At 59.3% G+C, this 22,301-nt stretch carries 19 protein-coding genes, 1 tRNA gene, 1 pseudogene and 1 riboswitch; of the genes and pseudogenes, 13 read left to right on the forward strand and 8 right to left on the reverse strand.

Annotated elements, in window-relative coordinates; genetic code table 11:
- Positions 1-63 precede the first annotated feature (63 nt).
- The 8 genes and pseudogenes from HMPREF2682_RS05320 (at position 64) to HMPREF2682_RS05360 (ending at position 6,870) form a co-directional block, all read left to right on the forward strand.
- Positions 64-927, forward strand: coding sequence for an aldo/keto reductase (locus tag HMPREF2682_RS05320; RefSeq protein WP_070832038.1), 864 nt, complete (start codon positions 64-66; stop codon positions 925-927).
- A 7-nt stretch (positions 928-934) separates the two neighbouring features.
- Positions 935-1,354, forward strand: a complete 420-nt coding sequence (locus HMPREF2682_RS05325) for a MerR family transcriptional regulator (protein WP_070832040.1) — start codon at positions 935-937, stop codon at positions 1,352-1,354.
- A 250-nt stretch (positions 1,355-1,604) separates the two neighbouring features.
- Positions 1,605-2,198, forward strand: coding sequence for a TMEM175 family protein (locus HMPREF2682_RS05335; protein WP_070832046.1), 594 nt, complete (start codon positions 1,605-1,607; stop codon positions 2,196-2,198).
- Positions 2,199-2,612: 414 nt separating this feature from the next.
- Positions 2,613-2,854 (forward strand): annotated as a pseudogene (locus HMPREF2682_RS09565) (transposase); the annotation flags it as partial.
- Positions 2,855-3,139: 285 nt separating this feature from the next.
- A complete protein-coding gene (locus HMPREF2682_RS05345) occupies positions 3,140-3,823 on the forward strand; it encodes an NAD(P)-dependent oxidoreductase (RefSeq protein WP_070832050.1) in 684 nt (227 codons plus the stop codon).
- An 18-nt stretch (positions 3,824-3,841) separates the two neighbouring features.
- Entirely contained in the window at positions 3,842-4,498 is a 657-nt protein-coding gene (locus tag HMPREF2682_RS05350; protein ID WP_070832053.1) for an HAD family hydrolase, read from the forward strand.
- Positions 4,499-4,813: 315 nt separating this feature from the next.
- Entirely contained in the window at positions 4,814-5,311 is a 498-nt protein-coding gene (dps, locus tag HMPREF2682_RS05355; RefSeq protein ID WP_070832056.1) for a DNA starvation/stationary phase protection protein Dps, read from the forward strand.
- Positions 5,312-5,685: 374 nt separating this feature from the next.
- Positions 5,686-6,870, forward strand: coding sequence for a VIT1/CCC1 transporter family protein (locus HMPREF2682_RS05360; RefSeq protein WP_070832059.1), 1,185 nt, complete (start codon positions 5,686-5,688; stop codon positions 6,868-6,870).
- Between the two features lie 165 nt (positions 6,871-7,035).
- On the opposite strand, the gene HMPREF2682_RS05365 is transcribed toward HMPREF2682_RS05360, so the two are convergent.
- The 4 genes from HMPREF2682_RS05365 to HMPREF2682_RS05380 form a co-directional block, all read right to left on the reverse strand.
- A complete protein-coding gene (locus tag HMPREF2682_RS05365) occupies positions 7,036-7,962 on the reverse strand; it encodes a hypothetical protein (protein ID WP_049338365.1) in 927 nt (308 codons plus the stop codon).
- 237 nt (positions 7,963-8,199) lie between these two features.
- Positions 8,200-9,117 carry a succinate--CoA ligase subunit alpha gene (gene sucD / locus HMPREF2682_RS05370; protein ID WP_005508195.1) on the reverse strand — a complete coding sequence of 306 codons (918 nt, stop codon included), beginning with the start codon at positions 9,115-9,117 and terminating at the stop codon, positions 8,200-8,202.
- 29 nt (positions 9,118-9,146) lie between these two features.
- The gene (gene sucC, locus HMPREF2682_RS05375) at positions 9,147-10,313 is read right to left on the reverse strand and encodes an ADP-forming succinate--CoA ligase subunit beta (protein WP_005504561.1); all 1,167 of its coding nucleotides are present in this window, start codon (positions 10,311-10,313) and stop codon (positions 9,147-9,149) included.
- Between the two features lie 458 nt (positions 10,314-10,771).
- A complete protein-coding gene (locus HMPREF2682_RS05380; RefSeq protein WP_070832062.1) occupies positions 10,772-13,777 on the reverse strand; it encodes a UvrD-helicase domain-containing protein in 3,006 nt (1,001 codons plus the stop codon).
- Between the two features lie 144 nt (positions 13,778-13,921).
- Between HMPREF2682_RS05380 and HMPREF2682_RS05385 the strand changes: the two genes are divergently transcribed.
- A complete protein-coding gene (locus HMPREF2682_RS05385) occupies positions 13,922-14,782 on the forward strand; it encodes a VOC family protein (RefSeq protein ID WP_070832065.1) in 861 nt (286 codons plus the stop codon).
- Between the two features lie 107 nt (positions 14,783-14,889).
- Here the strand turns inward: HMPREF2682_RS05385 and HMPREF2682_RS05390 are convergent.
- Positions 14,890-14,962 (reverse strand) — tRNA-Arg (locus HMPREF2682_RS05390).
- A gap of 119 nt (positions 14,963-15,081) precedes the next feature.
- Here HMPREF2682_RS05390 and HMPREF2682_RS05395 point away from each other — a divergent pair.
- Entirely contained in the window at positions 15,082-16,110 is a 1,029-nt protein-coding gene (locus tag HMPREF2682_RS05395) for a DUF4031 domain-containing protein (RefSeq protein WP_070832068.1), read from the forward strand.
- A 167-nt stretch (positions 16,111-16,277) separates the two neighbouring features.
- Here the strand turns inward: HMPREF2682_RS05395 and HMPREF2682_RS05400 are convergent, their stop codons facing one another.
- The 3 genes from HMPREF2682_RS05400 to HMPREF2682_RS05410 all read right to left on the reverse strand — a co-directional run bounded on the left by HMPREF2682_RS05400 (position 16,278) and on the right by HMPREF2682_RS05410 (position 19,382).
- Entirely contained in the window at positions 16,278-16,967 is a 690-nt protein-coding gene (locus HMPREF2682_RS05400) for a C40 family peptidase (RefSeq protein ID WP_070832070.1), read from the reverse strand.
- Positions 16,968-17,127: riboswitch (cyclic di-AMP (ydaO/yuaA leader) on the reverse strand.
- 604 nt (positions 17,128-17,731) lie between these two features.
- The gene (locus HMPREF2682_RS05405; RefSeq protein WP_070832073.1) at positions 17,732-18,436 is read right to left on the reverse strand and encodes an iron-dependent transcriptional repressor DtxR; all 705 of its coding nucleotides are present in this window, start codon (positions 18,434-18,436) and stop codon (positions 17,732-17,734) included.
- Positions 18,437-18,695: 259 nt separating this feature from the next.
- Complete coding sequence (locus HMPREF2682_RS05410; RefSeq protein WP_070832076.1) at positions 18,696-19,382, reverse strand: DUF3027 domain-containing protein; 687 nt, start codon at positions 19,380-19,382, stop codon at positions 18,696-18,698.
- Between the two features lie 141 nt (positions 19,383-19,523).
- Here HMPREF2682_RS05410 and HMPREF2682_RS05415 point away from each other — a divergent pair, with 141 nt between their 5' ends.
- From HMPREF2682_RS05415 to HMPREF2682_RS05425, 3 genes are all read left to right on the forward strand, one after another.
- The gene (locus tag HMPREF2682_RS05415; RefSeq protein WP_070542974.1) at positions 19,524-19,796 is read left to right on the forward strand and encodes a hypothetical protein; all 273 of its coding nucleotides are present in this window, start codon (positions 19,524-19,526) and stop codon (positions 19,794-19,796) included.
- Positions 19,797-19,872: 76 nt separating this feature from the next.
- A complete protein-coding gene (locus HMPREF2682_RS05420; RefSeq protein ID WP_005504528.1) occupies positions 19,873-20,577 on the forward strand; it encodes a response regulator transcription factor in 705 nt (234 codons plus the stop codon).
- A gap of 1 nt (position 20,578) precedes the next feature.
- Positions 20,579-22,078, forward strand: coding sequence for a sensor histidine kinase (locus HMPREF2682_RS05425; RefSeq protein ID WP_070832080.1), 1,500 nt, complete (start codon positions 20,579-20,581; stop codon positions 22,076-22,078).
- The last annotated feature ends 223 nt before the right edge of the window (positions 22,079-22,301 follow it).

Here is a 22,301-nt window from a genome sequence, read left to right on the forward strand (position 1 = left end):
GGGAGCCGCTCCCAAGTTGTTAGATGATTATGTTCCATTCATTGACTGAAGAAGGAGAGTGTCATGCTTGACGCGTTGACCATGTCTGACGGTCGTTCCATCCCTGCTCAGGGTTTCGGGGTTTTCCAGATTCCGGCCGAGCAGACTGCTGATGTGGTGGCTCAGGCTATTGAAGTCGGCTACCGCCATATCGATACCGCACAGTCTTACTTCAACGAGGAGACCGTAGGTGAGGGTATCCGTCGCAGCGGGATCGACCGCAGCGAACTGTTCGTCACTACGAAGGTCTGGTTGGACAACTATGGTGAGGATGCCACCTATGCCAGTGTGAAGGCTTCTCTGGAGAAGCTGGGGCTTGAATATGTGGATTTGATGCTGTTGCATCAGCCGTTCAATGATGTTTACGGTTCCTGGCGTGCCCTGGAGCAAGCCCAGGCGGATGGGCTGATTCGCTCCATCGGAGTGTCTAACTTCACTTCAGCTCGCCTGCATGATCTGGGTTCGTTCAACACTGTCTATCCGGTGGTTAACCAGATTGAGATTAACCCCTTCCATCAGCAGGTGGAGCGGGTTGCTGAGCTGCAAAAGCTCGGAGTTACCGTTGAAGCGTGGGCGCCCTTTGGTGAAGGCCGCTCAGGCATGTTCGACAATCCAGTGTTGGCTGGTATTGGCCAGCAGTACGGTAAGTCAGTGGCGCAAGTGGTGTTGCGCTGGCTGTATCAGCGTGGGATTGTGGCACTGTCCAAGTCAGTACACCCGGAGCGGATGCAGCAGAACTTCGCGATTGATGATTTCGCTCTGACTGAGGCGGATATGGCCACTATCGCAGGTTTGGACGCCGGGGCGTCATTGTTCTTTGATCACGAGGCAACCGGCACGGTGGATTACTTCACCGATCTGATTGCTCAGCGACGTAACAACAGCTAAGGCACTCATGAGTAGGTTGTATTCAACGAAGGAGGCAGCTGAGGTCAGTGGTATCGCGGTTGAAACCGTGCGCTACTACTGCAAAATCGGTCTAGTCCCCCGAGTAGTGCGAGATGAGAACAACTACCGTGTCTTTGACGACCACGACATCGCCTGGCTCAAGGGCCTGCACTGCCTGCGCGAATGCGGCATGGGTATCGAGCAAATGCGCCATTACATGGAACTTTGTCTCCAGGGAGAAGAGAGCATCCCGGAGCGCGAAGTCATGCTGATTGCGCAACGCCAGGTTGTTGAGGACAAAATCGCGCTACTTAAGGAGAATCTGGAGTTTATTGATTCGAAGATGGAGTTCTATGCCGGAGTGCGTTCCGGCGAGATTGAATACCAATCGAATCTGTTGCCCCCAGCGTCATCTGAGACTGCCTGATTAGCGGCTCTTCCGAGTTGAGTGTGGGTGACCGGGTGTTGAGCGGGGTTGAGGGTAGAGGTCGAGATCCTTATAAAAGTAAAATGTCTGGAAAAAGGTGTCACACAGGCGCAGATGGTTGGCACCTCCGCACCGTATATTAGTAGGCCGATAAACAAGAAAGAGGGCATCATCAATAAGGTCTTTGTTGATATGCTCGATAAGCTACGCTACGACTTGTCTATGTGAAGAAGAAAGGGGCTCCTGAAAAATGAGCAAAGAAAGACTCACCGCATTTACGGATGCGATATTGGCGATCATCATGACAATATTGGTGCTGGAACTTGAGAAACCGGCGACAGCTGACTGGGCATCGTTTTGGGCACTCAGGGCGCATTTCTTCTCCTATGCGATTTCCTTCTTCTGGCTTGGCGCCATGTGGGTGAATATGCATAACCATTGGCACAGGATCGAGAAGATAGACAACAAGGTGATCTGGTGGAGCATCATCATGCTGTTTTTCGCCTCTTTCTTCCCGTATGTGACAGACTTTGTGAGCGACCACTTCACAAGCCTTTTTGCACAGATGCTTTACAGCGCGGTGGTGATTTGTGTTTCACTATCCAACATGGCGCTTGCGCGAGCGGTCGAAAGGGCTAATGGCTCGACGAGCGCGTTGGACTATAGTAACCGGAAAATCGTTGCGGCTGACCTGAGCATTAAGGCAATTGGCATTGTTCTGGCGATCTTTGTTTATCCGCCGATTAACATGTTTGCAGTTATTCTGGCAGGATGTGAGGTGACCTTCCTACCACATATTGTGAATCGAAAAAACAAAAAACGAGGTGAGATCGATGCTGCATGATCCACATCTGGATTTATTCCTGCAGGTGAACGCAATACCCGGATACCTGTGCGGCTTCACCTCTTGACCAGACTGATGGGCGGGGAAGCGGCTCTTCTTCATCTTCCAGGGAGCAGCTCCAACACCCGCGATGCTGGAACGCGCCGAGTCCACCGTGAGCCGCTTCGCCGGGCTCTACGGCATGGAGTACATGGGCATGGCAACCAATGCGAGAGAGGCTGCCGATCTGGCTAGTAAGATAGCGAAATAACGAAAAAGAAAGCCTCCGGACCTTCTGGTTCGGAGGCTTTCTTTTTCGTTCTGCCCGGAAAGAGCTCCTTGCCGGAGTACCATGGGTAGCGAACGGCTTTATCGAGCGTGTGCGTTTTCGTAGGCGTCCTTGATTTCTTCTGGCAAATCGTCGGGAATCAGCGCCTACCAGCCTGTCCCATCCCCGAAATCGCTCGCCTGGGCCGAACCCTACGCATGTGGAAGGACCCGCTCGACGCCTACTTCGATACCGGCGGAGCAAGCAACGCGCCGCACGGAAGCCATCAACGGACATTATTGAACTAGGCAGACGCACCGCCAGAGGCTACCGCAACCCCACCAACTACCAACTCCGAATGCTCCTCATCGCAGGAGGCCTAGATGCCTCCACCCACACTCAACTCTGAAGAGCCACTAATACTGCTTGCTTCGTAAGATGTGACGCCGCATTCACCTAGGTTGAACACTCAAGGTATTCACTCACTGGTTAACATTTTTGGCTTGTTTCGGGGGTTACTTCAGGTTCGGCCGCATCCGGGTCGATTGCTACATCTTCGCCACGCACCGCAAGCCCCTGACCCCGAACAAAAGCCCCAGTCAAAACCGCATTGTTATACTGACCGGACTGGGTACTTGCGAGGCTGGGCGCTTGCTGGCTCCCGCAACAATTACAGTCACGAATGGGGACCCACATGAAAATACTGATTCTAGGTGCAACCGGCCGCACCGGTTACTTCTTCACCCGCAAAGCCCTAGAGGAGGGGCACACCGTCACCGCCTACGTGCGCAACCCCCATAAGGCGCGAACGCTACTGGGAACCCACCCGAACCTCACGATTATTCCCGGCGACCTCAACGATGCCGAGCAGCTCGCCGCAGCTTCTTCCGAGCAGGACGTCATGGTGAGCATCCTAGGCCAGAAAGCCACGGTGCGAGAGTTTCTCTCCTCCACGTTCATGCAGGAGCGTCTGCCCATCATCATGGAGGCGGTCACGGGCGCAGGCGTAAAGCACTGCGTTCTGATGAGTGCCTACGGTGTGGGCGATACGGTACGGACCGCGTCCCTGCCCATGCGCCTGGTGTGCAAGGTCATCATGCGCGGCATTTTTACCGACAAGGTTAAGGCGGACGCCCTGGTCGCCGAATACCAGCCGTATATTTCGCGTGCGCATCCGGGCAGGCTGACCGATAAGCCCGGTAAGGGCGGGGTGAAGGTATTTGACATGGCTAAGGTCGAGCGAACTCCAGGCATCCCCACGATTTCCCGTGAGGACGTCGCCGATGCACTGCTCACTATCGCCAAGAACCCCCAGAACGCGGGCACAGATTTTTTGGTGACGACTGGGGACGCTACCCTACGCTCTCCCCAGAAATAAACCGGTAGGCTTAATGACATGACGACTACGAATACCTTCCCCGCCGCTATTCTCTTCGACCACGACGGAACCCTCGTCGATACTGAACCCGTATGGGCTGCCGCAAAGGTTGCTCTCACCGCAGAATTTGGTGGCACCTGGACTGAGCAGGACACCCTAGACTGCCTGGGCCTATCCATGCAGTTCACCCTGGATCGCCTGCGTGAGCGCGGCGTAAACCTGCCGGACGAGGAGATTAACGATCGACTGGTGGCAAAGGTGCACGAAACCCTGGCGCAGCAGCCGGTCGAGTTCCTGCCCGGCGTTGAGCGTTTCCTCTTGGAGGTTCGCGATGCGCAGATTCCGGCGGCAGTCGTCACGAATGCGACCACCTCCGTGGCTCGCCGCACCGCGAATGCGGCACCCGAGGGCACGTTCTCGGTGGTTATTGGCAACGACGAGACCACCCACCCCAAGCCCAATCCGCAACCCTACCTTTTGGCAGCCGAGCGCCTGGGCGTTGACCCGACTCAGTGCGTGGCAATCGAGGATTCCCCTTCGGGTGTGCGCAGTGCAACCGCGGCGGGTATGCGCGTCATTGTTGTGCCGGGCGAGCTGGAGGTTCCGGCGGAGCTGGGCACCGCGCGCCTCAAGCATGAGGAGCTGACCCTGGAGGCGGTTCGCGCGCTGGCGTAGCCGCGTAGTTTGCAGGCTGAAAGCTCTACAGAAAACTGAATACGCTTCACCATAAAGGGTGGGATGCGCGATATGAGATACCGCGCCTCCCACCCTTTGTGCGCGCCTGAGCGGTGAGCCACGCGGGCATTTGGGGCTGGCACGTTTGGGCAGGAGCTTTTAAGTGCGGCACGACACACAGATGACAATTTATTACGAATTACTCAAAATAACTTTGACAGTTGTTCCTTAAAATGATTTACTCATAATAACGATTCGGCGGGGCAACAAATCCCACCGAACCACAAACATCACAGCATCATGAAGGAGACCATCATGGCATTCGCAAACTACACCGCACCCGGCCTGACCCTCGAAGAAGGCAAGGGCATTTCCGTGGTTCTCCAGGCACGTCTGCATGACCTGAACGACCTGCACCTGCTGCTGAAGCACGCTCACTGGAACGTGACCGGCCCCGGCTTCATCGCCGTTCACGAAATGATTGACCCCCAGGTCGACACCGTCCGCGAGTTCGTCGACGCCATCGCAGAACGTATGGCGACCCTGGGTGCAACCCCCAACGGCCTGGCTGGCGCACTCGTCGCACAGCGCACCGTCGAGGACTACCCCGTCGGCCGCGCACGCGTTGCTGACCACCTGCACGCCCTGAACGACGTGTACACCCGTGTGATCAAGGATCACCGCAAGGCGATTGCATTCGCTGGCGAGTCCGACCCCGTCACCGAGGACCTGCTGATCGGTCAGACCGCTGAGCTGGAGAAGTTCCAGTGGTTCATCCGCGCGTTCCTGGAAAACGGCGAAGGCAACATCTAAGCCGCAACCATCTAAGTTGTAGCCTCTAAACTGCAGCCTACTTATGGCGGCACGTCATATAGGCGTTAGCTTGTAGAGTCACGAAACCGGGCGGGTGCGCTCTCCTTATGGAGGGTGCACCCACCCGGCTTTTTATGCTCGAAGCTGCCCCGCTTCTTCCCGGCACTTTTACCTTTCCCGCCCCTTGAATCCTCGCCCGTGCGGTATCACAAAGTACGTTGAGGCGAACATGATTATCGGGTTAGGCCGTCCTAGATTTTCTGTTCGGAGTGCTCTACAGTGGTTCACTGATCAACTCAGAACACACAGATTAAACGCATGATTGCGCGCCCGGGAGATACCCGGCGCGACCCGCATCCGGCGGAAAGAGAGATATGAGCACGCACGCCCCGAACGAGCACGGCGAAGACACGTACGGCGAGCAGACCGAGAAACTTCAGGCTGACGCAGCCGAGCACAAGCCGACCCGCCACAGTGCGGTTACTTCCCCCTCCCCCGCGCAGATTAAGCGTTGGCGCCGCTACTTGGCTGATGAAGAGTCGGAGGCGCGCATCTACCGCTACCTGGCTCGCCGTGCCGAGGGCACCGACCGCGAAATCTTGCTGCAGGTTGCCGAGGCGGAGAAGCGTCACCAGCAGCATTGGCGTGACATGCTCGGCGAACACGCGAATGTGCACGTGCGCCCGTCCATGCAGTCTCTGGTGCTGCAGTTCTTGGCGAAGAACTTCGGTTCGGTATTTATTCTGGCGATGGCTCAGCGCGCCGAGTCCCGCTCCCCCTACGCTGAGGATCCGGACGCCACCGAGGAAATGGCGGCTGATGAGGCGATTCACGAGGAAATTATCCGTGCCCTGGCGACCAGTGGCAGGGAGAAGCTTTCGGGTAATTTCCGTGCGGCGGTCTTTGGCGCTAACGACGGTTTGGTGTCGAACCTGGCGTTGACTATGGGTATTACTGCCTCGGGCGCATCCAGCTCAATGGTCCTGCTCTCGGGTATTGCGGGTCTGCTGGCGGGTGCACTGTCGATGGCTGCGGGTGAGTTTGTATCTGTGCGTTCTCAGCGCGAGCTGCTGGATGCCTCCCAGCCGACCCAGGTGACCCTGCGTGTTGCGCACGATTTGGATTTGGACTCGAACGAGCTGGAGCTCATTTACCGCGCCCGCGGCATGGAGCCGGAAGCGGCGCATCACCGTGCGATGGAGCGTTTCGGCTACTTGGATTGTGACTGCGATCCGTCGCTGTCTCACCGCGAGGATGAGGATCGTGAGGAGAATGTGGCTTTGGGTACCGATATTGGTGCCGCCGCTGCTTCGTTTGCGTTCTTTGCTTCGGGTGCACTGGTTCCGATTCTGCCCTATATCTTTGGCTTGTCGGGTGTATTCGCGATGGTGCTGTCTCTGCTGTTTGTGGGTGCGGCGCTGGGCTTCACCGGCGGCGTGGTGGGTCTGCTTTCGGGCGCTTCCCCGCTCAAGCGCGGTATTCGCCAGATTCTAATTGGCTTCGGCGCGGCGTTTGTGACCTACCTGCTGGGTCTGGCCTTCGGCACGACGGTCGGCTAGTTGCAACACCCCCCAATAAGCTCTCAACAAGTGTATATAGCCGCTCTGGAATTCGTTTTCAAGCATTTGAGAACTATACAGATGCAGAAATCCCCCGGTGGATACATTCAGTGTATCCGCCGGGGGTTTTCTATATGTTCTTACCCTGCATGAGGGGTTGATCTATTACGGGTGAATCTCCGCGGTGGTGGCCTGACCGGAAACGCTCTCCGAGCCGGTTGCGCCATTGCCGGAGTAGGTCAGGTTAGCGACCTGCACGCTGGAGGTCTGCTTGTACGAGACCCAGCCGTCATTTGCCGGGAAGCGCAGCTGCGCCGGCATGAAGTTGGTCTGGCTGTAGTACTTGGTGCCGGACTGCTTCATGGTGTACGCCTTGCTGGTGGTGTAGACGATACGACCCTTGAAGGTGTAGGTGCCGTCGGAGTTTTTGGTGACGGTCGGTACTTCTGCGGTCCAGGTGCCAGCGGTCTGTGCCACGGACAGGTACTTTGCCTGGCCTGCGGAGGCTACCAGTTCGGTGGTCTTACCGGTCAGCTTGCGACCGGAGGGGGCCCATGCCTGGCCGTTGATCTTACCGAACTTAAGGAGCGACTGGGCACTGGCGGAGACGGTGTACTCAACCTCGGTCACGAAGGTCGCACCCGCTGCGAGGGTGACGCTGCTACCGGGGATGTAGCCGGTGCCGGTTGCGGTGTCCTTGGTCGGTACGGACCACCAGAAGCCGCTGGAGGACATGTACGCGCCGTTTGCGCCGGTCTGGGAGTTGGTGACGGGGGTGAACTTACCTTCACCGTTGACGTAGGTTGCGCTCTTGGGCTTGGAGGTTGCGTCGTCCCAGTTGATGTCGGAGTCGGGGGTGCCGGAGGCGGTGAAGTGTGCCTCGGGGCTTGCCGGGTTGATGGTGCCGGTGTTGTTGGAGGATGCGTAGCCGACGTAGCCGCCGTTGTTCTGCACGCTGACGTACACGCCGTACTGCACGCCGGGGGTTTCCTTGGATGCTGCGTATGCGGGTACTGCTGCGGAGGCTGCGACGACGGGTGCGGACCAGACGCCTGCCTTGGCGATAGTGCGGCGAGAGATGGGCTGAGTCATGAGTGTGGTGATCTCCTGTGAGTGGTGGTGTTTCTTGAAACCTGGTTAGAGAATCATTCTGACTAGGCTCGATGTCCTCAAGTATACAAAGGTTATGGTCGTACTTACATCTTTTTGTGGCACTGTGTGCACAAGCTTACTTTCTAGTGCAATATTTGCGGGTGCCAGCGGGGGGCGTTAAAAGCACAGATGCCGGCAGTCTTTCGACTACCGGCATCTGCCGCAATACTATGCTGTTTACTTCGCTGCGAAGATTTCGCGCATCAGGTTTGCAGCCTCGGAGGGGGTCTTACCGACCTTCACGCCTGCTGCTTCCAGAGCTTCCTTCTTCGCCTGAGCGGTACCGGAGGAACCGGAGACAATAGCGCCTGCGTGGCCCATGGTCTTACCCTCAGGAGCGGTGAAGCCTGCAATGTAACCAACGACGGGCTTGGTCACGTTTGCCTTGATGTACTCTGCAGCACGCTCCTCAGCGTCACCACCGATCTCACCAATCATGACGATTGCTTCGGTCTCGGGGTCAGCTTCGAAAGCTTCCAGAGCGTCGATGTGGGTGGTGCCGATGATGGGGTCGCCACCAATACCGATAGCGGTGGTGAAACCAATGTCGGACAGTTCGTACATCAGCTGGTAGGTCAGGGTACCGGACTTGGAGACCAGACCGATCTTGCCCTTGCCGGTGATGTTCGCCGGGATAATACCAACCAGGCACTCCTCGGGGGAGATGATGCCGGGGCAGTTGGGACCGATGATGCGGGTGATCTGCTTGCCGTTCTCGTCCACGGATGCCTTAGCAGCTGCCCAGAACTCTGCGGAGTCCTGAACCGGAACGCCCTCGGTGATGACGACGACGAGGCCGATCTTAGCCTCGATAGCCTCGAGAACTGCTGCCTTGGTGAAGGCCGGGGGAACGAAGACGATGGAGACGTTCGCGCCGGTCTTCTCCATAGCCTCAGCTACGGAACCGTACACGTTCAGCTCGATGTCGGAGCCGTCCTTCGCCTTGTGGGTGACGGTGGTGCCAGCCTTGCGAGCGTTCACGCCGCCCACAATGTTGGTGCCTGCTGCGAGCATGCGTGCGGTGTGCTTGGTACCCTCGCCACCGGTGATGCCCTGAACGATGACCTTGGAGTCCTTGTTCACAAAGATAGACATATTACTTCCTTGAAATCCTTTGCTGGCGATTACGCCTTGTGAGCGAGCTCTGCTGCCTTGTCAGCGCCGGAGTCCATGGTCTCAGCCAGAACAACCAGCGGGTGGTTCGCCTCGGAGAGGATACGGCGACCCTCAGCAACGTTGTTGCCGTCCAGGCGCACAACCAGGGGCTTGGTTGCTGCGTCGCCCAGAATCTCCAGAGCCTTCACAATGCCGTCTGCCACTGCGTCACATGCGGTGATGCCGCCGAAGACGTTCACGAAAACGCTCTTGACCTGCTCGTCGCCCAGAATGATTTCCAGGCCAGCAGCCATAACCTCAGCGGACGCGCCGCCACCAATATCAAGGAAGTTTGCGGGCTTGACGTTGCCGTGGTTCTCACCAGCGTATGCAACGACGTCCAGGGTGGACATAACCAGACCTGCACCGTTACCAACGATGCCGACCTCGCCGTCCAGCTTCACGTAGTTCAGGTCGAACTGCTTTGCCTTAGCTTCCAGCGGGTTCTCAGCGGACTTGTCCACGAGAGCCTCGTGCTCGGGCTGGCGGAATTCTGCGTTGTCGTCCAGGGAGACCTTGCCGTCCAGGGCGAGGATGGTGCCCTCGGGGGTCAGAACGAGGGGGTTAACCTCAACCAGGGTTGCGTCTTCCTTGGTGTAGACTTCGCCCAGCTTGACGAGAACGGGAACAACCTTCTCCTGCAGTTCTGCGGAGAAACCTGCTGCCTTAGCAATTTCTTCAGCCTTAGCCTGGTCCAGGCCGACCAGCGGGTCAACCTCGATCTTTGCCAGTGCCTCGGGACGCTCAGCAGCGAGCTGCTCAATTTCCATACCGCCTTCAACCGAGCACATTGCCAGGTAGGAGCGGTTTGCACGGTCCAGCAGCAGGGAGAAGTAGTACTCTTCGGCGATGTCTGCGCCGTCAGCGACCAGCACGCGGTGAACGGTGTGGCCCTTGATGTCCATGCCGAGAATTGCCTTAGCGTGCTCGTAAGCTTCTTCGGGGGACTTTGCGAGCTTAACGCCGCCAGCCTTACCGCGGCCGCCGGTCTTAACCTGAGCCTTGATGACGGTCAGGCCGCCAATTTCCTCAGCTGCTGCCTTTGCTTCTTCAGGGGTGGTCGCAACAATGCCCTTGAGCACGGGAACGCCGTGCTTGGCGAAGAGCTCGCGCGCCTGGTATTCGAAAAGGTCCACAGGTGTCCTTCTTCTTCGAAGTGGTGCCGAGTACTGGTGCACTCGGCCTGGTCATTAGAGGAGGTTCCCCCATGCGGCCGGTACGGTGCGATAGGGGTCTCTCGCACCCGGCGCACACGCATCATTGACGCGGGGAATTTCTCTCGTCTCTACTCTATCGGATTCGGCGTGAGCTCGCACTCACAGAGCCCCAAATCTGAGATTTTAGCGACTCAGCTCACACATATTTTGGGTACGTTTTACCCAAAGGTTGCGTACCGGGTAACTAACCCGAGCACGCGGCGCCCCATCCGCCGCGAAATACCGGCGAAAACGCGACATTACCGCCGCGCGCAGAAGAGCATCCGGGCCTTTCTCACCAGGCGGACAACACGCCCGGTACAGCGCACAAAAGAGGAGCGGGCACCCGCAGGTACCCGCCCCTCCATCGGTACTATCAGGTTCTCAGCCCTGACCCGTTAGCTCACCTTCTCCAGCGGCGCGTAACGCAGCAGCAGACGCTTCTCTTCCGAGCCGAAGCGCACCTTCGCCACGGTCTTATCGCCGCTACCCTCAACGGCGAGCACGCGGCCCTCACCGAACTTGGTGTGGCGCACGGTATCGCCGACCGCCAGGGTCGGGATTTCCTTGCTCTGGTGCACGCGGGAGCGGTTCGTCACCTTCGAGGAGGCGGCAGCCGCCGCCAGCCCGTAGCTTGCCGAGCCGTTAATATCCGCGGTGGACGGCTCGGAACGGCGTGCGGGGCGGGACTCGTAGGGGTCGTACGAGCCACGCGAGCCACCGGAGCTGTAACCTCCCGAGCCGTAGCCGCCCGAGTAGCCGCCGGAACCGTAGCCGGAGCTGTATCCGGAGCGCGAACCGCCCGAGTAACCGCCACCGTACGAGCTACCGTAGGAGCTGCCTCCATAGGAACCACCGCCGCGAGCGCCGTACGCGCCCATGCCGGAGGCACCAAAACCAGAGAAACCGGCGGTGCGCTTCCACTCGATCAGCTCCTCCGGGATCTCCTCCAGGAAGGGCGAGGGCGGGTTGAACTGGCTCTTGCCCCACATGGTGCGGGTCTCGGAGCGGGTCAGGTACAGGCGCTCCATGGCGCGGGTCAGACCCACGTACGCAAGGCGGCGTTCCTCGCTCATTTCCTTCTCGTCGGTCAGGGCGCGCTGGTGCGGGAACAGGCCGTGCTCCATGCCGGTCAGGAACACCACGGGGAACTCCAGACCCTTGGCGGTGTGCAGGGTCATGAGGGTGACCATGCCCTGCGCCTTCGCCTCGGCAGCTTCGGCGGCAATCTGTGCGGCGGAGGCGTTCTCACCCTCCGCGCTGGCGGGACGGTTCGGGATCGAGTCAGCATCGGCAACCAGCGCCACGTGTTCGAGGAACTGCTCCAGGTCGGCGCCGGGGTTCTCGGTCTCGAACTCAACCATGGCGTCGAGCAGCTCGGAGAGGTTCTCCACGCGCGACTCGTCCTGAATGTCCTTAGAGGCGCGCAGAGCCGCCAGGTACCCGGTCTGCTCCAGGACCGCTTCCAGGCAGGTTGCGGCGGGTTCGGTGCGGGCAATCTGCGCCAGGTCATCCATGAGGCGCACAAACTCGGCGTACTTCTTCACCGCGGCGGCGCCCAGGCCGGGGATGTCGGCTGCCTGGCGTGCGGCGGCGTAGAAGGAGATGCGGTTTGCACTCGCGTACTCCGCCACCACGGACTCAGACTTGGCACCGATACCGCGCTTGGGCTCGTTGAGGATGCGGCGCACGTTCACGTCGTCATCGGGGTTGCTCAGGGCGCGCAGGTAGGCGAGCGCGTCCTTGATTTCCTTACGCTCGTAGAAGCGGGTACCACCGACCACGCGGTAGGGCAGGCCGGCGCGCATGAGCATGTCCTCGAGGGTTCGGGACTGCGCGTTGGTGCGGTAGAAGATTGCGACGTCACCGGGCTGCACGCCGTGCTCGTCCGCCAGACGGTCAATTTCGCGGGTGATGTAGCGTGCCTCGGCGTGCTCGGATTCGGCGACGTAACCGATAATCTTCGCACCCGCGCCGGAGGCGGTCCACAGCTTCTTAGGGCGGCGGTCGGGGTTGCGCTCAATGACCGCATTCGCCGCCGAGAGGATGTTCTGCGTGGAGCGGTAGTTCTGCTCGAGCAGGATCGTGTGGGCGTTCGGGTAGTCCTTCTCGAAGTCCGTGATATTGCGGATATCCGCGCCGCGGAAGGCGTAAATGGACTGGTCGGAGTCACCCACCACGGTCAGTTCGGCAGGGGGCACCGCGTCCGGGTAGGGGCCGCGATCAGCCGGCGCCTTCACGTGGGCGCCGACCAGTTCACGCACCAGCTGGTACTGGGCGTGGTTCGTGTCCTGGTACTCGTCCACGAGGATGTGGCGGAACTTGCGGCGGTAGTAGTTGGCGATTTCGGGGAACTTCTTCAGCAGGAAGACGGTGCGGCCAATCAGGTCGTCAAAGTCGAGGGAGTTGGCGGCGCGCAGACGCTGCGTGTAGACGGTGTAAATCTGCGCGATGGTCTTCTCGTACGGGTTATCGCTAGCCACGCGGGAGGCGTACGCCTCAGCGCTGACCAGTTCGTTCTTCAGCGCGGAAATACGGTTGCCCATTGCCTTGGCGGTGAACTTCTTGGTGTCCAGGTTGAGCTCTTTGATGATGAGGCTCAGCAGGCGCTGCGAGTCGGTCGAATCGTAGATGGTGAAGGTGGACTTCAGGCCCAGGGCGGCGGCCTCACGGCGCAGCACGCGCACGCAGAAGCTGTGAAAGGTCGAGATCCACATGTGCTTGGCGCGCGGGCCGACCAGCGCCTCGATACGTTCACGCATTTCGGCGGCAGCCTTGTTGGTGAAGGTGATGGCGAGGATCTGGCCGGGGGTCGCGCGGTGGGTTGCAAGCAGGTAGGCGATGCGGTGGGTGAGCACGCGGGTCTTGCCGGAGCCGGCGCCCGCGACGATGAGCAGGGGCGAGCCGGAGTGCAGCACGGCTTCTTCCTGGCGTTCGTTGAGCCCGGCGGTGAGGGAGGCGGGGTCCACCGCATTGAGGCTGTGGGTGCGTTCGCCGTAGGGGTCGGCGGGGTCGAAGTCATCGCCGTAGCCGCCGACTCGGTAAGCGGGCGGCATGAAGTCGCCGAGCGGGTCTGCGGCGGTGAAGGCTGCGGGCACGCCGGGTTCAGGAACGGGCGCGCTATTAGCAGGGGTACCGTAGGCGGGCATGCCGGTAGGCAGGGCTGCGGGTACGTCCTGTGCGGGCGCTTCCATCACCGGAGCATCCATCACTGCGGCGTCCATGGGAGGGGCGTAGTAGTCGTCCTCGGCAGGGGGTACGTCGTAGTAGGGATCGAAGGGCGGCTCGTCAGCCGGTGCAAGGTCAGCCGGTGCGGGTGCTGCGGGGGTGACGAGTTCGGCGGCGAAGAGGCCGTCCTGTTCGGTGAAGGGCTGCTTCTGCTGTTCGGGCTTGTCGCTCATCATCTACCTCGCTGCCTAGAATACACGTTCGATATTCCATGCTACCGCATTTACTCCGCGGCTCCCACCCGTTCGGTCAATCAGCCTCACAACCTAAATCGGCAACGGCACACCGGTGGCGCAGAATAGTCATGCTAGGATGACCGCATGACCCAGACCTTACCTCCGAGCCTCTCAATAGCCCTATGGTGCAATGGCTCAGCCGATGAAGCCGCACGGTTCTATACCAGGGTTTTTCGCGATGCTTCCATCATTGAACAGGTGCCCGGATTCACGACGATTCTAAACATCCACGGTTTCCAGCTCTCGCTCATTAATGGTGATGACCGGTACGTCCCGAACCAGTCCATCAGTTGCATCCTAAACTTTGACCCGCTCCTCTTCGGTGGTGAGGCGCAAGCGCGAGCATACCTCGATGAACTCTACGAAGAGCTAAGTACCGGCGGTGTGCTGATGGAACTGGGTGAGTATCCTTTCTCCCCACGCTACGCCTGGGTGCGTGATCGTTTTGGTATGACCTGGCAGCTGATGCTTACCAATCCTGCAGGCGACCCGCGACCCTTCGTCGTGCCTTCTTTCATGTTTGGCGGCACGAATCACGGCAATGCAGAAGAAGCCACCAACGGCTGGATTTCCATGTTTGATGATGCCCGCCGCGGCACCCTGTACCACTATCCGGAAGGTAGCCCCTTTGAGGCAGATGCGGTCATGTTTACCGACTTCAACCTGCACGGCACCTGGATGGCGGCTGCTGATTCCGGCACTTTCCACGATTTCACATTCACGCCGGGGGTTTCGGTAGTTCTTTCGTGCCGTACTCAGGAGGAGGTTGATTACTATTGGGAGCAGCTCTCGGCTATACCTGAGGCGGAGCGTTGCGGCTGGTGTGTAGATCGCTGGGGTATTTCTTGGCAGGTTGTCCCGCATAATATTGCTGAGCTGATGACGGATAAGGCCGCTCGCGAGAAGATCCTGCTGATGGGCAAGATTGACCTGTCTCAGCTATAACGTATTTTCTTGAGTACTCGTTACGTGCAGAAACAGAGAAACCGCCCGCGCCTGCTACTGCAAGCGACGGGCGGTTTTCTCGTACCGGCGTAAATACCGGTTCTGTGTGCCCCCGAGACGATTCGAACGTCCGACACCTTCTTTAGGAGAGAAGTGCTCTATCCCCTGAGCTACGAGGGCGTACCTATCCAGTATAAAGCACCCCGCACCGCGAGTCCGCACAGCCCTTGTCCACCGCCCTGTGTTCACCGCCCGAAGACACCCGCACCCGGCGGCAGAACCGCTCCTACAATATACGAATGAGCATCTACATTGACCCACCCACCTGGCCCGCGCACGGCACCGTCTTCTCACACCTCATCTCCGATGTGTCCCTGGCGGAACTGCACGAGTTCGCCGCAGCGGCGGGCATCAGTGAGCGTGCCTTCGACCGCGACCACTATGATGTTCCGGCGCACCTCTACGATGAGCTGGTTCGGGCGGGCGCAAAGGAGCTCAGCGGTGCACAGCTGACTCGCACGCTCATTGCCAGCGGTCTACGGATTCCCCTGCAGGAACGCCCGGAAAAGATTCGCCCGCGTCTGCTTCGCGCCTGGGAGGCGGCGTTTGCGCCCCGCCTTAATACACCCCGCCTCAAGCATGTGGAGGCCCCTGCCGTGAACCAAGCTCAACTCACGGCGCAGGTGGCGGAACTGGGTGAGAACCTGCTGCAGGCGTGGGAGCATCCGCACCGCGCCTACCACCACAGCGGGCACCTTTCGCAGATGCTCACCGATTTGGACCGCCTCTACGCACACCGCACGCAGGGTTCTACTCCCCTGGCATTGGTTCTGGCGGCGTGGTTCCACGATGCGGTCTATGAGGGCGCGCCGGGTGAGGATGAGCGCCGTAGCGAGCAGCTGGCGAACACCTCCCTGGAGCCGCTGGTTACCGCAGGCCTACTCAGCGGTGACGAGCTGCAGATGGTGAGCCTTCTGGTGCGCGCCACGGCAACCCACGAGCTGCCCGAGCCTGCCGACCTACCGGCGGGCTATGAGCCGGCGGATATTCAGTTTTTCCTCGATGCCGATATGGCTATCCTGGCGGCTGATTCGGCACGCTATCGCCGCTACCTGCGCGGGGTGCGTAGCGAGTATTCCCATTTTGACGATGAGGCGTTCCGTGCCGGTCGTACGACCTTCCTGCGTTCAATCCTAGGGCGTAAGCGCATCTTCCTCTCCGAACAGGCTCTGCATCTCTGGGAGGAGCCCGCGCGGGCCAATCTGCAGGCAGAGCTCAGCGAGTGGGCGCAGGACCCGCAGGGGCTTCTGCAGGCTCTCGCATCCTAGCCGCATACACTTAAAACACATACCGCCGAGAATGCACCCGTACTAAGGCGCATTCTCGGCGGTATTTTCATAGAATCTCTCGGGTACGCAAAAAGCGCCCACCCCGTGTGGGGTAGGCGCCTTTTGAGAAGTATGTTGGGCTAGACCCAGCTCTTATGCGCTAAGGCTTAGAGAGCGGTGTAGTAGCCGTCAACGGACATCCAGGAGGTGGGGTGCACCAGGGTACCGTTGGTGGGGTTCAGAGCGGAGATCATCTTGCCGTCGCCCAGGTAGATACCAACGTGGCTGTAGCCGTTCTGGAAGACGATGTCGCCGGGCTGGGGGTTAGCGGTCGGGCGCAGCTCGTTCTTCATTGCGTAGGTGAAAGCGGTCAGCTTGATGCCGTGCTGAGCGAAAACCCAGGAGGTGAAGCCGGAGCAGTCCCATGCACCGAAGGTCTTGCCGCCCCAAACGTATGCGCCGCCCAGGCCGCTCATTGCGGTTGCAACGATTGCGTCGCGGGATGCGTTACCGGTGGAAGCTGCGGGAGCAGCGGGTGCCGGAGCTGCAACGGGTGCAACGTAAGCCTGCTGTGCCTCAGCCTGGGGTGCTACGTAGGAGGTCTCAACTGCGGGAGCAGCGGGTGCCTCGGTTGCTGCGGGAGCAACGTAGGTCTGCTGTGCCTGAGCCTGGGGTGCAACGTAGGTGGTTGCGGGGGTGTTGTAGCTGGTGTAGTCGAACTCGTAGTTGGTGTAGTCGTAGGACAGATCAGCAGCAGCGGGGATCTGTGCAAATGCGTTCGCGGGAACGGTCGAGCCGAGCAGGATTGCGCCTGCTGCGAGGGTTGCACCTGCGGTACGTACGATCTTGTTAGCCATTGGTAATTCCTCCATTGCCTGACGAGGTGAGCTGTCGGGCTCGAGCATGGATTCGCTCGGCCACCGAAGTGACTTAGCCCCGAGGCCTCTCGATTGAGAAGCCGTATCCCAGCTTGGGGATTGGGTCCCCCGCTTCTGCCATATTGGGTAGACGTTCATCGAAGCGTTGGCAGAACTCAGCGGAACCGCTTCGACGGTGCCCTCTTACGATTAGGATTTGGGCACAGAAAAGAGAATACACAGAAAACTCCCAGTTGTCACCTCTTTCAGCCTTAAATTTTGGACTTTCACCCCCGGCGGAACAGAGCGGATTGGACTGACTAGACACCCGTTTATTTGTGGGAGCTTAAGCGACTTAAGGCGCTTGACTAGGCATTTCACAAGGATGCACATTCGCTTTTAAGGCACCACCACCCCTTAAGGACAGGGTTCAAAACTCTTAAAAATGAGCCTCGTCTCTTAAGCGTCCACCCTCAGAGATTGCTCAGATACCGGCGTTTCCCTCAGTTTCAACCTCAGATTTAAGCGAAAAACACGAAAAATGCACTCGAGCGCAGTTGCTAAAACTTTGAGAGAGGAGTATATGCGCCCGCGCACACGACCAAACTCTGAAACGCCCCGCCCGCTAGGCGCCTCAACCCGGATCCCAGCGTAAGACCATATAAACCGCCGCAGACACAAAAACGGTGGCACCGCCTCCACCAAGGGAGGCGATACCACCGTTTAAAGCGTGAACTGGGTTAGCGGACTCTCAGAACTAGAGCTTAGAGGTTGCCGCCGCGCTTGACCACAATCGCGTTTGCCACGTCCATGTCCAGGGAGAGGGTGTCCTCTTCACCGTCGGCGTGAACAATCACGTCATCGTTCTGGCCGGAAACCACGGACACCGAAGCGCCGTAGACAATGCCTGCGTCAGCCAGTAGCTTCAGCAACTCAACATCAGTCTGAATGGACTCGGGGAAGCGAGAAATGGTGAAGCGGTCCTCGGGGCCGGAGTCGCGCGCGGCCAGGGACATGGGCACGGTACGCTCGTCGTTCTTCTCGCTGGTGTGGCCCAGATCTTCCAAGCCGGGGATAGCGTTGCCGTACGGGGAGAACTTGGGGTCCTTGAGCATCTCCAGGATGCGCTTCTCCACCTTGTCACTCATGACGTGCTCCCAGCGGCATGCCTCTTCGTGCACGTACTCAAGTTCCAGACCAATAATGTCGGAGAGCAGGCGCTCAGCCAGGCGGTGCTTACGCATCACCTCGACCGCCTTGTGGCGGCCTTCCTCGGTCAGTTCGAGGTGGCGGTCCGGCTCAACGGTGAGCAGACCGTGCTTCTCCATGCGTGCCACGGTCTGGGAAACGGTCGGACCGGAGTGCTCGAGTCGTTCAGCGATACGCGCACGCATGGGGACGATGCCCTCTTCCTCCAGTTCGAGGATGGTGCGCAAATACATCTCTGTGGTATCGATGAGGTCTGTCATGTATCTCTCCCAGCTATCACCGCAACAGTACTTAGATAGCACTGCCTAAGTCGTTACTTATTCAATAATCTATTATGTACTTTTTCAGCGGCTTTTGCCACGGCTTAAGTTATTGAGTCGTCCAATGAAAACTCATTGGACGACTCAAGACACCTTATATATACGCTTTTGCTAACCCACCCCTTATTAAGAGGAGTAGACGGTAGGCTTACTCTGCGGACTCAGCCTAAGCGGTTTCTTCCACGGCAGATTCGTTCTCTTACGCTTTGTTCTCTGCGGGCTCAGCAGATTCCTCTGCCTCAGCGGTTTCAGCAGACTCTGCGTTCTCCTGCGCGGTGTTCTCCTCCAGGTCTTCCGGGCGAACGCGGTCAGCCCACGGCACCCAATCCGGCGCAATGAGCGCGTCGTCGCCGGGCAGCAGGCCCACCTCGCAGATCGTTGCCACGCGGGAGCGAGGCGCACGCGAGAGGGTCGCGAACCAGAACCAGCCGCGGTAACCGGGCAGGGTGCACTCGAAAAGGTGAGTGCTCAGACGCTCTTCCTCGGCGCGCACGTGGTGCACCAGGCCGATAGCGTGTGCCGGGGCGATTTCCTGAACGCCCTGCAACGCCACATCCTTGGCGGCGGCAAGAATCTCATCCACCTTGGAGGTGCGGCGCAGCTTGTGCGGAACACCCAGGGAGGGGGCGCCCACCTCTTCATCCAGCGGGGTGAAGGGGTCGGGGGTGGAGTCTTCGGCCTTCTCCGCGTTCTCTGCCGGCGCTTCCTCAGCGGCTGCTTCTTCAGCGGCCGCAGGTTCTTCGGCGTTCACGGAGGGCTGAGTCTCAGCAGGTACAGCGCTACCCTCGTCGGTGCTCTCAGGCGCGGCAGAAGGCGCAACGGACTCTGCGGGCGCGTCAGTAGCGGGCGTAGTTTCGGGGAGCAGTTCAATAACCTGTTCAGACATACCCCTATTAAAGCATCTCGCGTGCACAAACAGTGCGGTCGCTCCCCTAAGCTTCACATACGCTGTGAATTTGGGTCTCAAACCGCTAAATCTGGGGCTTCGCCCACGAACAGCTGTGTGTGAGCTGATACCGTTAAATTCATGAGTAATGAACCCGTACAGGACACGCGCAGCACCGCAGACCAGGCGCCCGCGCCCCTTCCCTACGCCGGAGCCATCCGCTGGCTCGGTGCAGGCGGCGCGATTCTCGCCCTGCTTTGTCTGCTCACCGGAGTTGCCATGCTCGTGATGAAGTGGGTTGGGGCAACGCCGCCCGCCCTCATGAGCCAGATTCCGCTGGTCCTCCTACCCGTCGCCTTTATCGCCCTCATGGCCGCACTCATTCTGTCGGTCATGCGCCGCAACAAGGCATAAAGATTTGAGCCGCAAGCTCACACACACATCATTCACTTATCAAGTACAGCCTGCCATTCAGAGAGAAAGATAGAGTATGTCTGCTGAAGCAAAACTCCTAGTCGTCGATGACGAGTTCAACATTCTTGAACTGCTCGCCACCTCCCTGCGTTTCGCCGGTTTTGAAGTAGTCACCGCCGGCAACGGCCGCGAAGCCCTCGAAAAGGCACACGCCGAAAACCCCGACCTCATCGTCCTGGACGTCATGATGCCCGGCATGGACGGCTTCGAGGTGACCCGCCGCCTGCGCGAAAACGGCACCACCACCCCCGTGCTCTTCCTGACCGCGAAGGACGCCACCGAAGACAAGGTCACCGGTCTGGGTGCTGGCGGCGACGACTACGTCACCAAGCCCTTCTCCCTCGACGAGGTTATTGCCCGCATCCGCGCGATTCTGCGCCGTAGCCGCAGCGTCCAGGAAGAGGACGACGCCGTACTGCGCGTTGATGCCCTCACCCTGAACGTGGACACCCACGAAGTGTTCCTCGGTGACGAAGAGATTGACCTCTCCCCCACCGAGTTCAACCTGCTGCACTACCTGATGCTCAACGCCAACCGCGTGCTGTCCAAGGCGCAGATTCTTGACCACGTGTGGGAGTACGACTTCAACGGTGACTCCTCCATCGTTGAGTCCTACATTTCCTACCTGCGCCGCAAGATCGACAACAACCGTGAAAACCACGAGCCGCTCATCCACACCAAGCGCGGTGTGGGCTACATGATTCGCGGTTCTCGAGGCTAACGTGGCGCTCAAACCCCTCGACCGGATCCCCCAGTCTCTTTCCCTTCGCACCCAGCTGGTGCTCATCACCTCCATGCTCATCGCCCTCTCCATTGCGGTGACGAGCCTGGTGGCGATTTCCGCTCTGCGCGCCCAGATGGTGCACCAGCTGGATGAAGAGATGAAAAGCAACGCCCCCTCACTCGTGCAGTTGGCGACCGTGCGCCCCTCCGGCAATCAGGAACGATCCCTGAGCACCTACCGCCTGTACCTGCTCGATAAGGACGGCAACGTACTGTACTCGCTCAAGTCCGAGGACAGCGAGCAGTTCAGCGAGCCGGCGTTGCAGGGCTGGACCGAAGAGAAGGTTCGCAAGCAAAATGAGGAGGCGGTCACCGTCAACTCGGTGGGCAGCTCCTCCGATTGGCGTGTGCTCGCCGTGCCCATCGAGTCGAATGATTCCTCCGGGCTGACGGAGGCGGCATCCCTGATTATTGCCATGCCGCTGAAGCAGACCAACCAGGTGGTCGCCCTCGTGGGCGTGCTGACCTTCGCGTTTGGTTTGGCGACTCTTGCCTCCGCCATTGCGATGACCTGGGTGATTGTGACCCGCACCTTCGAGCCGCTGGCTCGCGTGGAGCAGACCGCCGCCAAGATCGCTGCCGGTGACCTCTCTCAGCGTATTGAGGACTACAACCCCAGCAACGAGATCGGTAACCTCGCGGTTTCGCTGAACACGATGCTCACCCAGATTGAAATGCTCTTCAAAGCCCGCGAGAAGAGCGAGGCGAAAATGCGCCGCTTCGTGGGTGACGCTTCGCATGAGCTGCGCACCCCGCTGGTCAGTATTCGAGGCTACTCGGAGCTGTACCGTCAGGGCGCGCTACCGACCGATGAGGCTGTCGCTACCGCGATGAGCCGCATCGAATCGGAGTCCAAGCGTATGGGTCAGCTCGTGGAAGACCTGCTGACCCTGGCGCGTATTGATGAGCGCCGCGAATCCAAGCTGGCGCCCTTCGACCTGTTCAACCTTGCGGTGGACGCTACGAACGACGCCTACGCTACGGCACCCGACCGTGCAGTGTCCCTGGTGGGTCTGAACGAAGAGGTCGCGCCGACCTCCGCAACCGTACTCGGCGACGAATCACGCCTGCGTCAGGTCGTAGCGAACCTGCTGACCAACGCCATGCGCTACACCCCCGACGGCTCTCCCCTGGAGATTGCGGTGGGCGTACGCGAAGAGGTTCACGGCTTCCCGCTGTCCGTGCTGGAGGTGCGCGACCACGGCCCCGGCATTCACGGCGAGGACCGCGAGCGCGTCTTCGAGCGTTTCTACCGCACCGACACCTCGCGTTCGCGTGAGACCGGCGGTACGGGTCTGGGTCTGTCCATTGTGGCTGCGATTATCGAGCAGCATGAAGGCAGGATTCACATTGAAGAGACCGATGGTGGCGGCGCTACCTTCGTGATTTCTTTGCCGTTCTATCCGCCGCCCGTCTCGGACGATCAGCTGATGAAATAGCACTGACGCATAAACCCCCGGATTGTGGAACTTGAGTGTTCTACGGTTCGGGGGTTTTGCTGTGCGCGTCATGGCGGCGTCATTTTCAGGCTGGTTTTCGATTTTTTCGAGATGGTGGAGCCAACCTGGCGGGTTTATCCACAGATTTATCAATTCATCATTTTTTAGCTTATTTGATGCATTTTGAAAGATATAGTGATAACAAGCTTCCGGTCAGGAACTC

The organism is Rothia sp. HMSC061D12 (assembly GCF_001836735.1).
Classification (GTDB): Bacteria; Actinomycetota; Actinomycetes; order Actinomycetales; family Micrococcaceae; genus Rothia.

Excerpts from the sequence above, each read along its gene's own strand:
- HMPREF2682_RS05320 (WP_070832038.1), top strand. The coding sequence starts at position 64 with ATGCTTGACGCGTTGACCATGTCTGACGGTCGTTCCATCCCTGCTCAG.
- HMPREF2682_RS05325 (WP_070832040.1), top strand. The coding sequence starts at position 935 with ATGAGTAGGTTGTATTCAACGAAGGAGGCAGCTGAGGTCAGTGGTATC.
- HMPREF2682_RS05335 (WP_070832046.1), top strand. The coding sequence starts at position 1,605 with ATGAGCAAAGAAAGACTCACCGCATTTACGGATGCGATATTGGCGATC.
- HMPREF2682_RS05345 (WP_070832050.1), top strand. The coding sequence starts at position 3,140 with ATGAAAATACTGATTCTAGGTGCAACCGGCCGCACCGGTTACTTCTTC.
- HMPREF2682_RS05350 (WP_070832053.1), top strand. The coding sequence starts at position 3,842 with ATGACGACTACGAATACCTTCCCCGCCGCTATTCTCTTCGACCACGAC.
- dps (WP_070832056.1), top strand. The coding sequence starts at position 4,814 with ATGGCATTCGCAAACTACACCGCACCCGGCCTGACCCTCGAAGAAGGC.
- HMPREF2682_RS05360 (WP_070832059.1), top strand. The coding sequence starts at position 5,686 with ATGAGCACGCACGCCCCGAACGAGCACGGCGAAGACACGTACGGCGAG.
- HMPREF2682_RS05365 (WP_049338365.1), bottom strand. The coding sequence starts at position 7,962 with ATGACTCAGCCCATCTCTCGCCGCACTATCGCCAAGGCAGGCGTCTGG.
- sucD (WP_005508195.1), bottom strand. The coding sequence starts at position 9,117 with ATGTCTATCTTTGTGAACAAGGACTCCAAGGTCATCGTTCAGGGCATC.
- HMPREF2682_RS05380 (WP_070832062.1), bottom strand. The coding sequence starts at position 13,777 with ATGATGAGCGACAAGCCCGAACAGCAGAAGCAGCCCTTCACCGAACAG.
- HMPREF2682_RS05385 (WP_070832065.1), top strand. The coding sequence starts at position 13,922 with ATGACCCAGACCTTACCTCCGAGCCTCTCAATAGCCCTATGGTGCAAT.
- HMPREF2682_RS05395 (WP_070832068.1), top strand. The coding sequence starts at position 15,082 with ATGAGCATCTACATTGACCCACCCACCTGGCCCGCGCACGGCACCGTC.
- HMPREF2682_RS05400 (WP_070832070.1), bottom strand. The coding sequence starts at position 16,967 with ATGGCTAACAAGATCGTACGTACCGCAGGTGCAACCCTCGCAGCAGGC.
- HMPREF2682_RS05405 (WP_070832073.1), bottom strand. The coding sequence starts at position 18,436 with ATGACAGACCTCATCGATACCACAGAGATGTATTTGCGCACCATCCTC.
- HMPREF2682_RS05410 (WP_070832076.1), bottom strand. The coding sequence starts at position 19,382 with ATGTCTGAACAGGTTATTGAACTGCTCCCCGAAACTACGCCCGCTACT.
- HMPREF2682_RS05415 (WP_070542974.1), top strand. The coding sequence starts at position 19,524 with ATGAGTAATGAACCCGTACAGGACACGCGCAGCACCGCAGACCAGGCG.
- HMPREF2682_RS05420 (WP_005504528.1), top strand. The coding sequence starts at position 19,873 with ATGTCTGCTGAAGCAAAACTCCTAGTCGTCGATGACGAGTTCAACATT.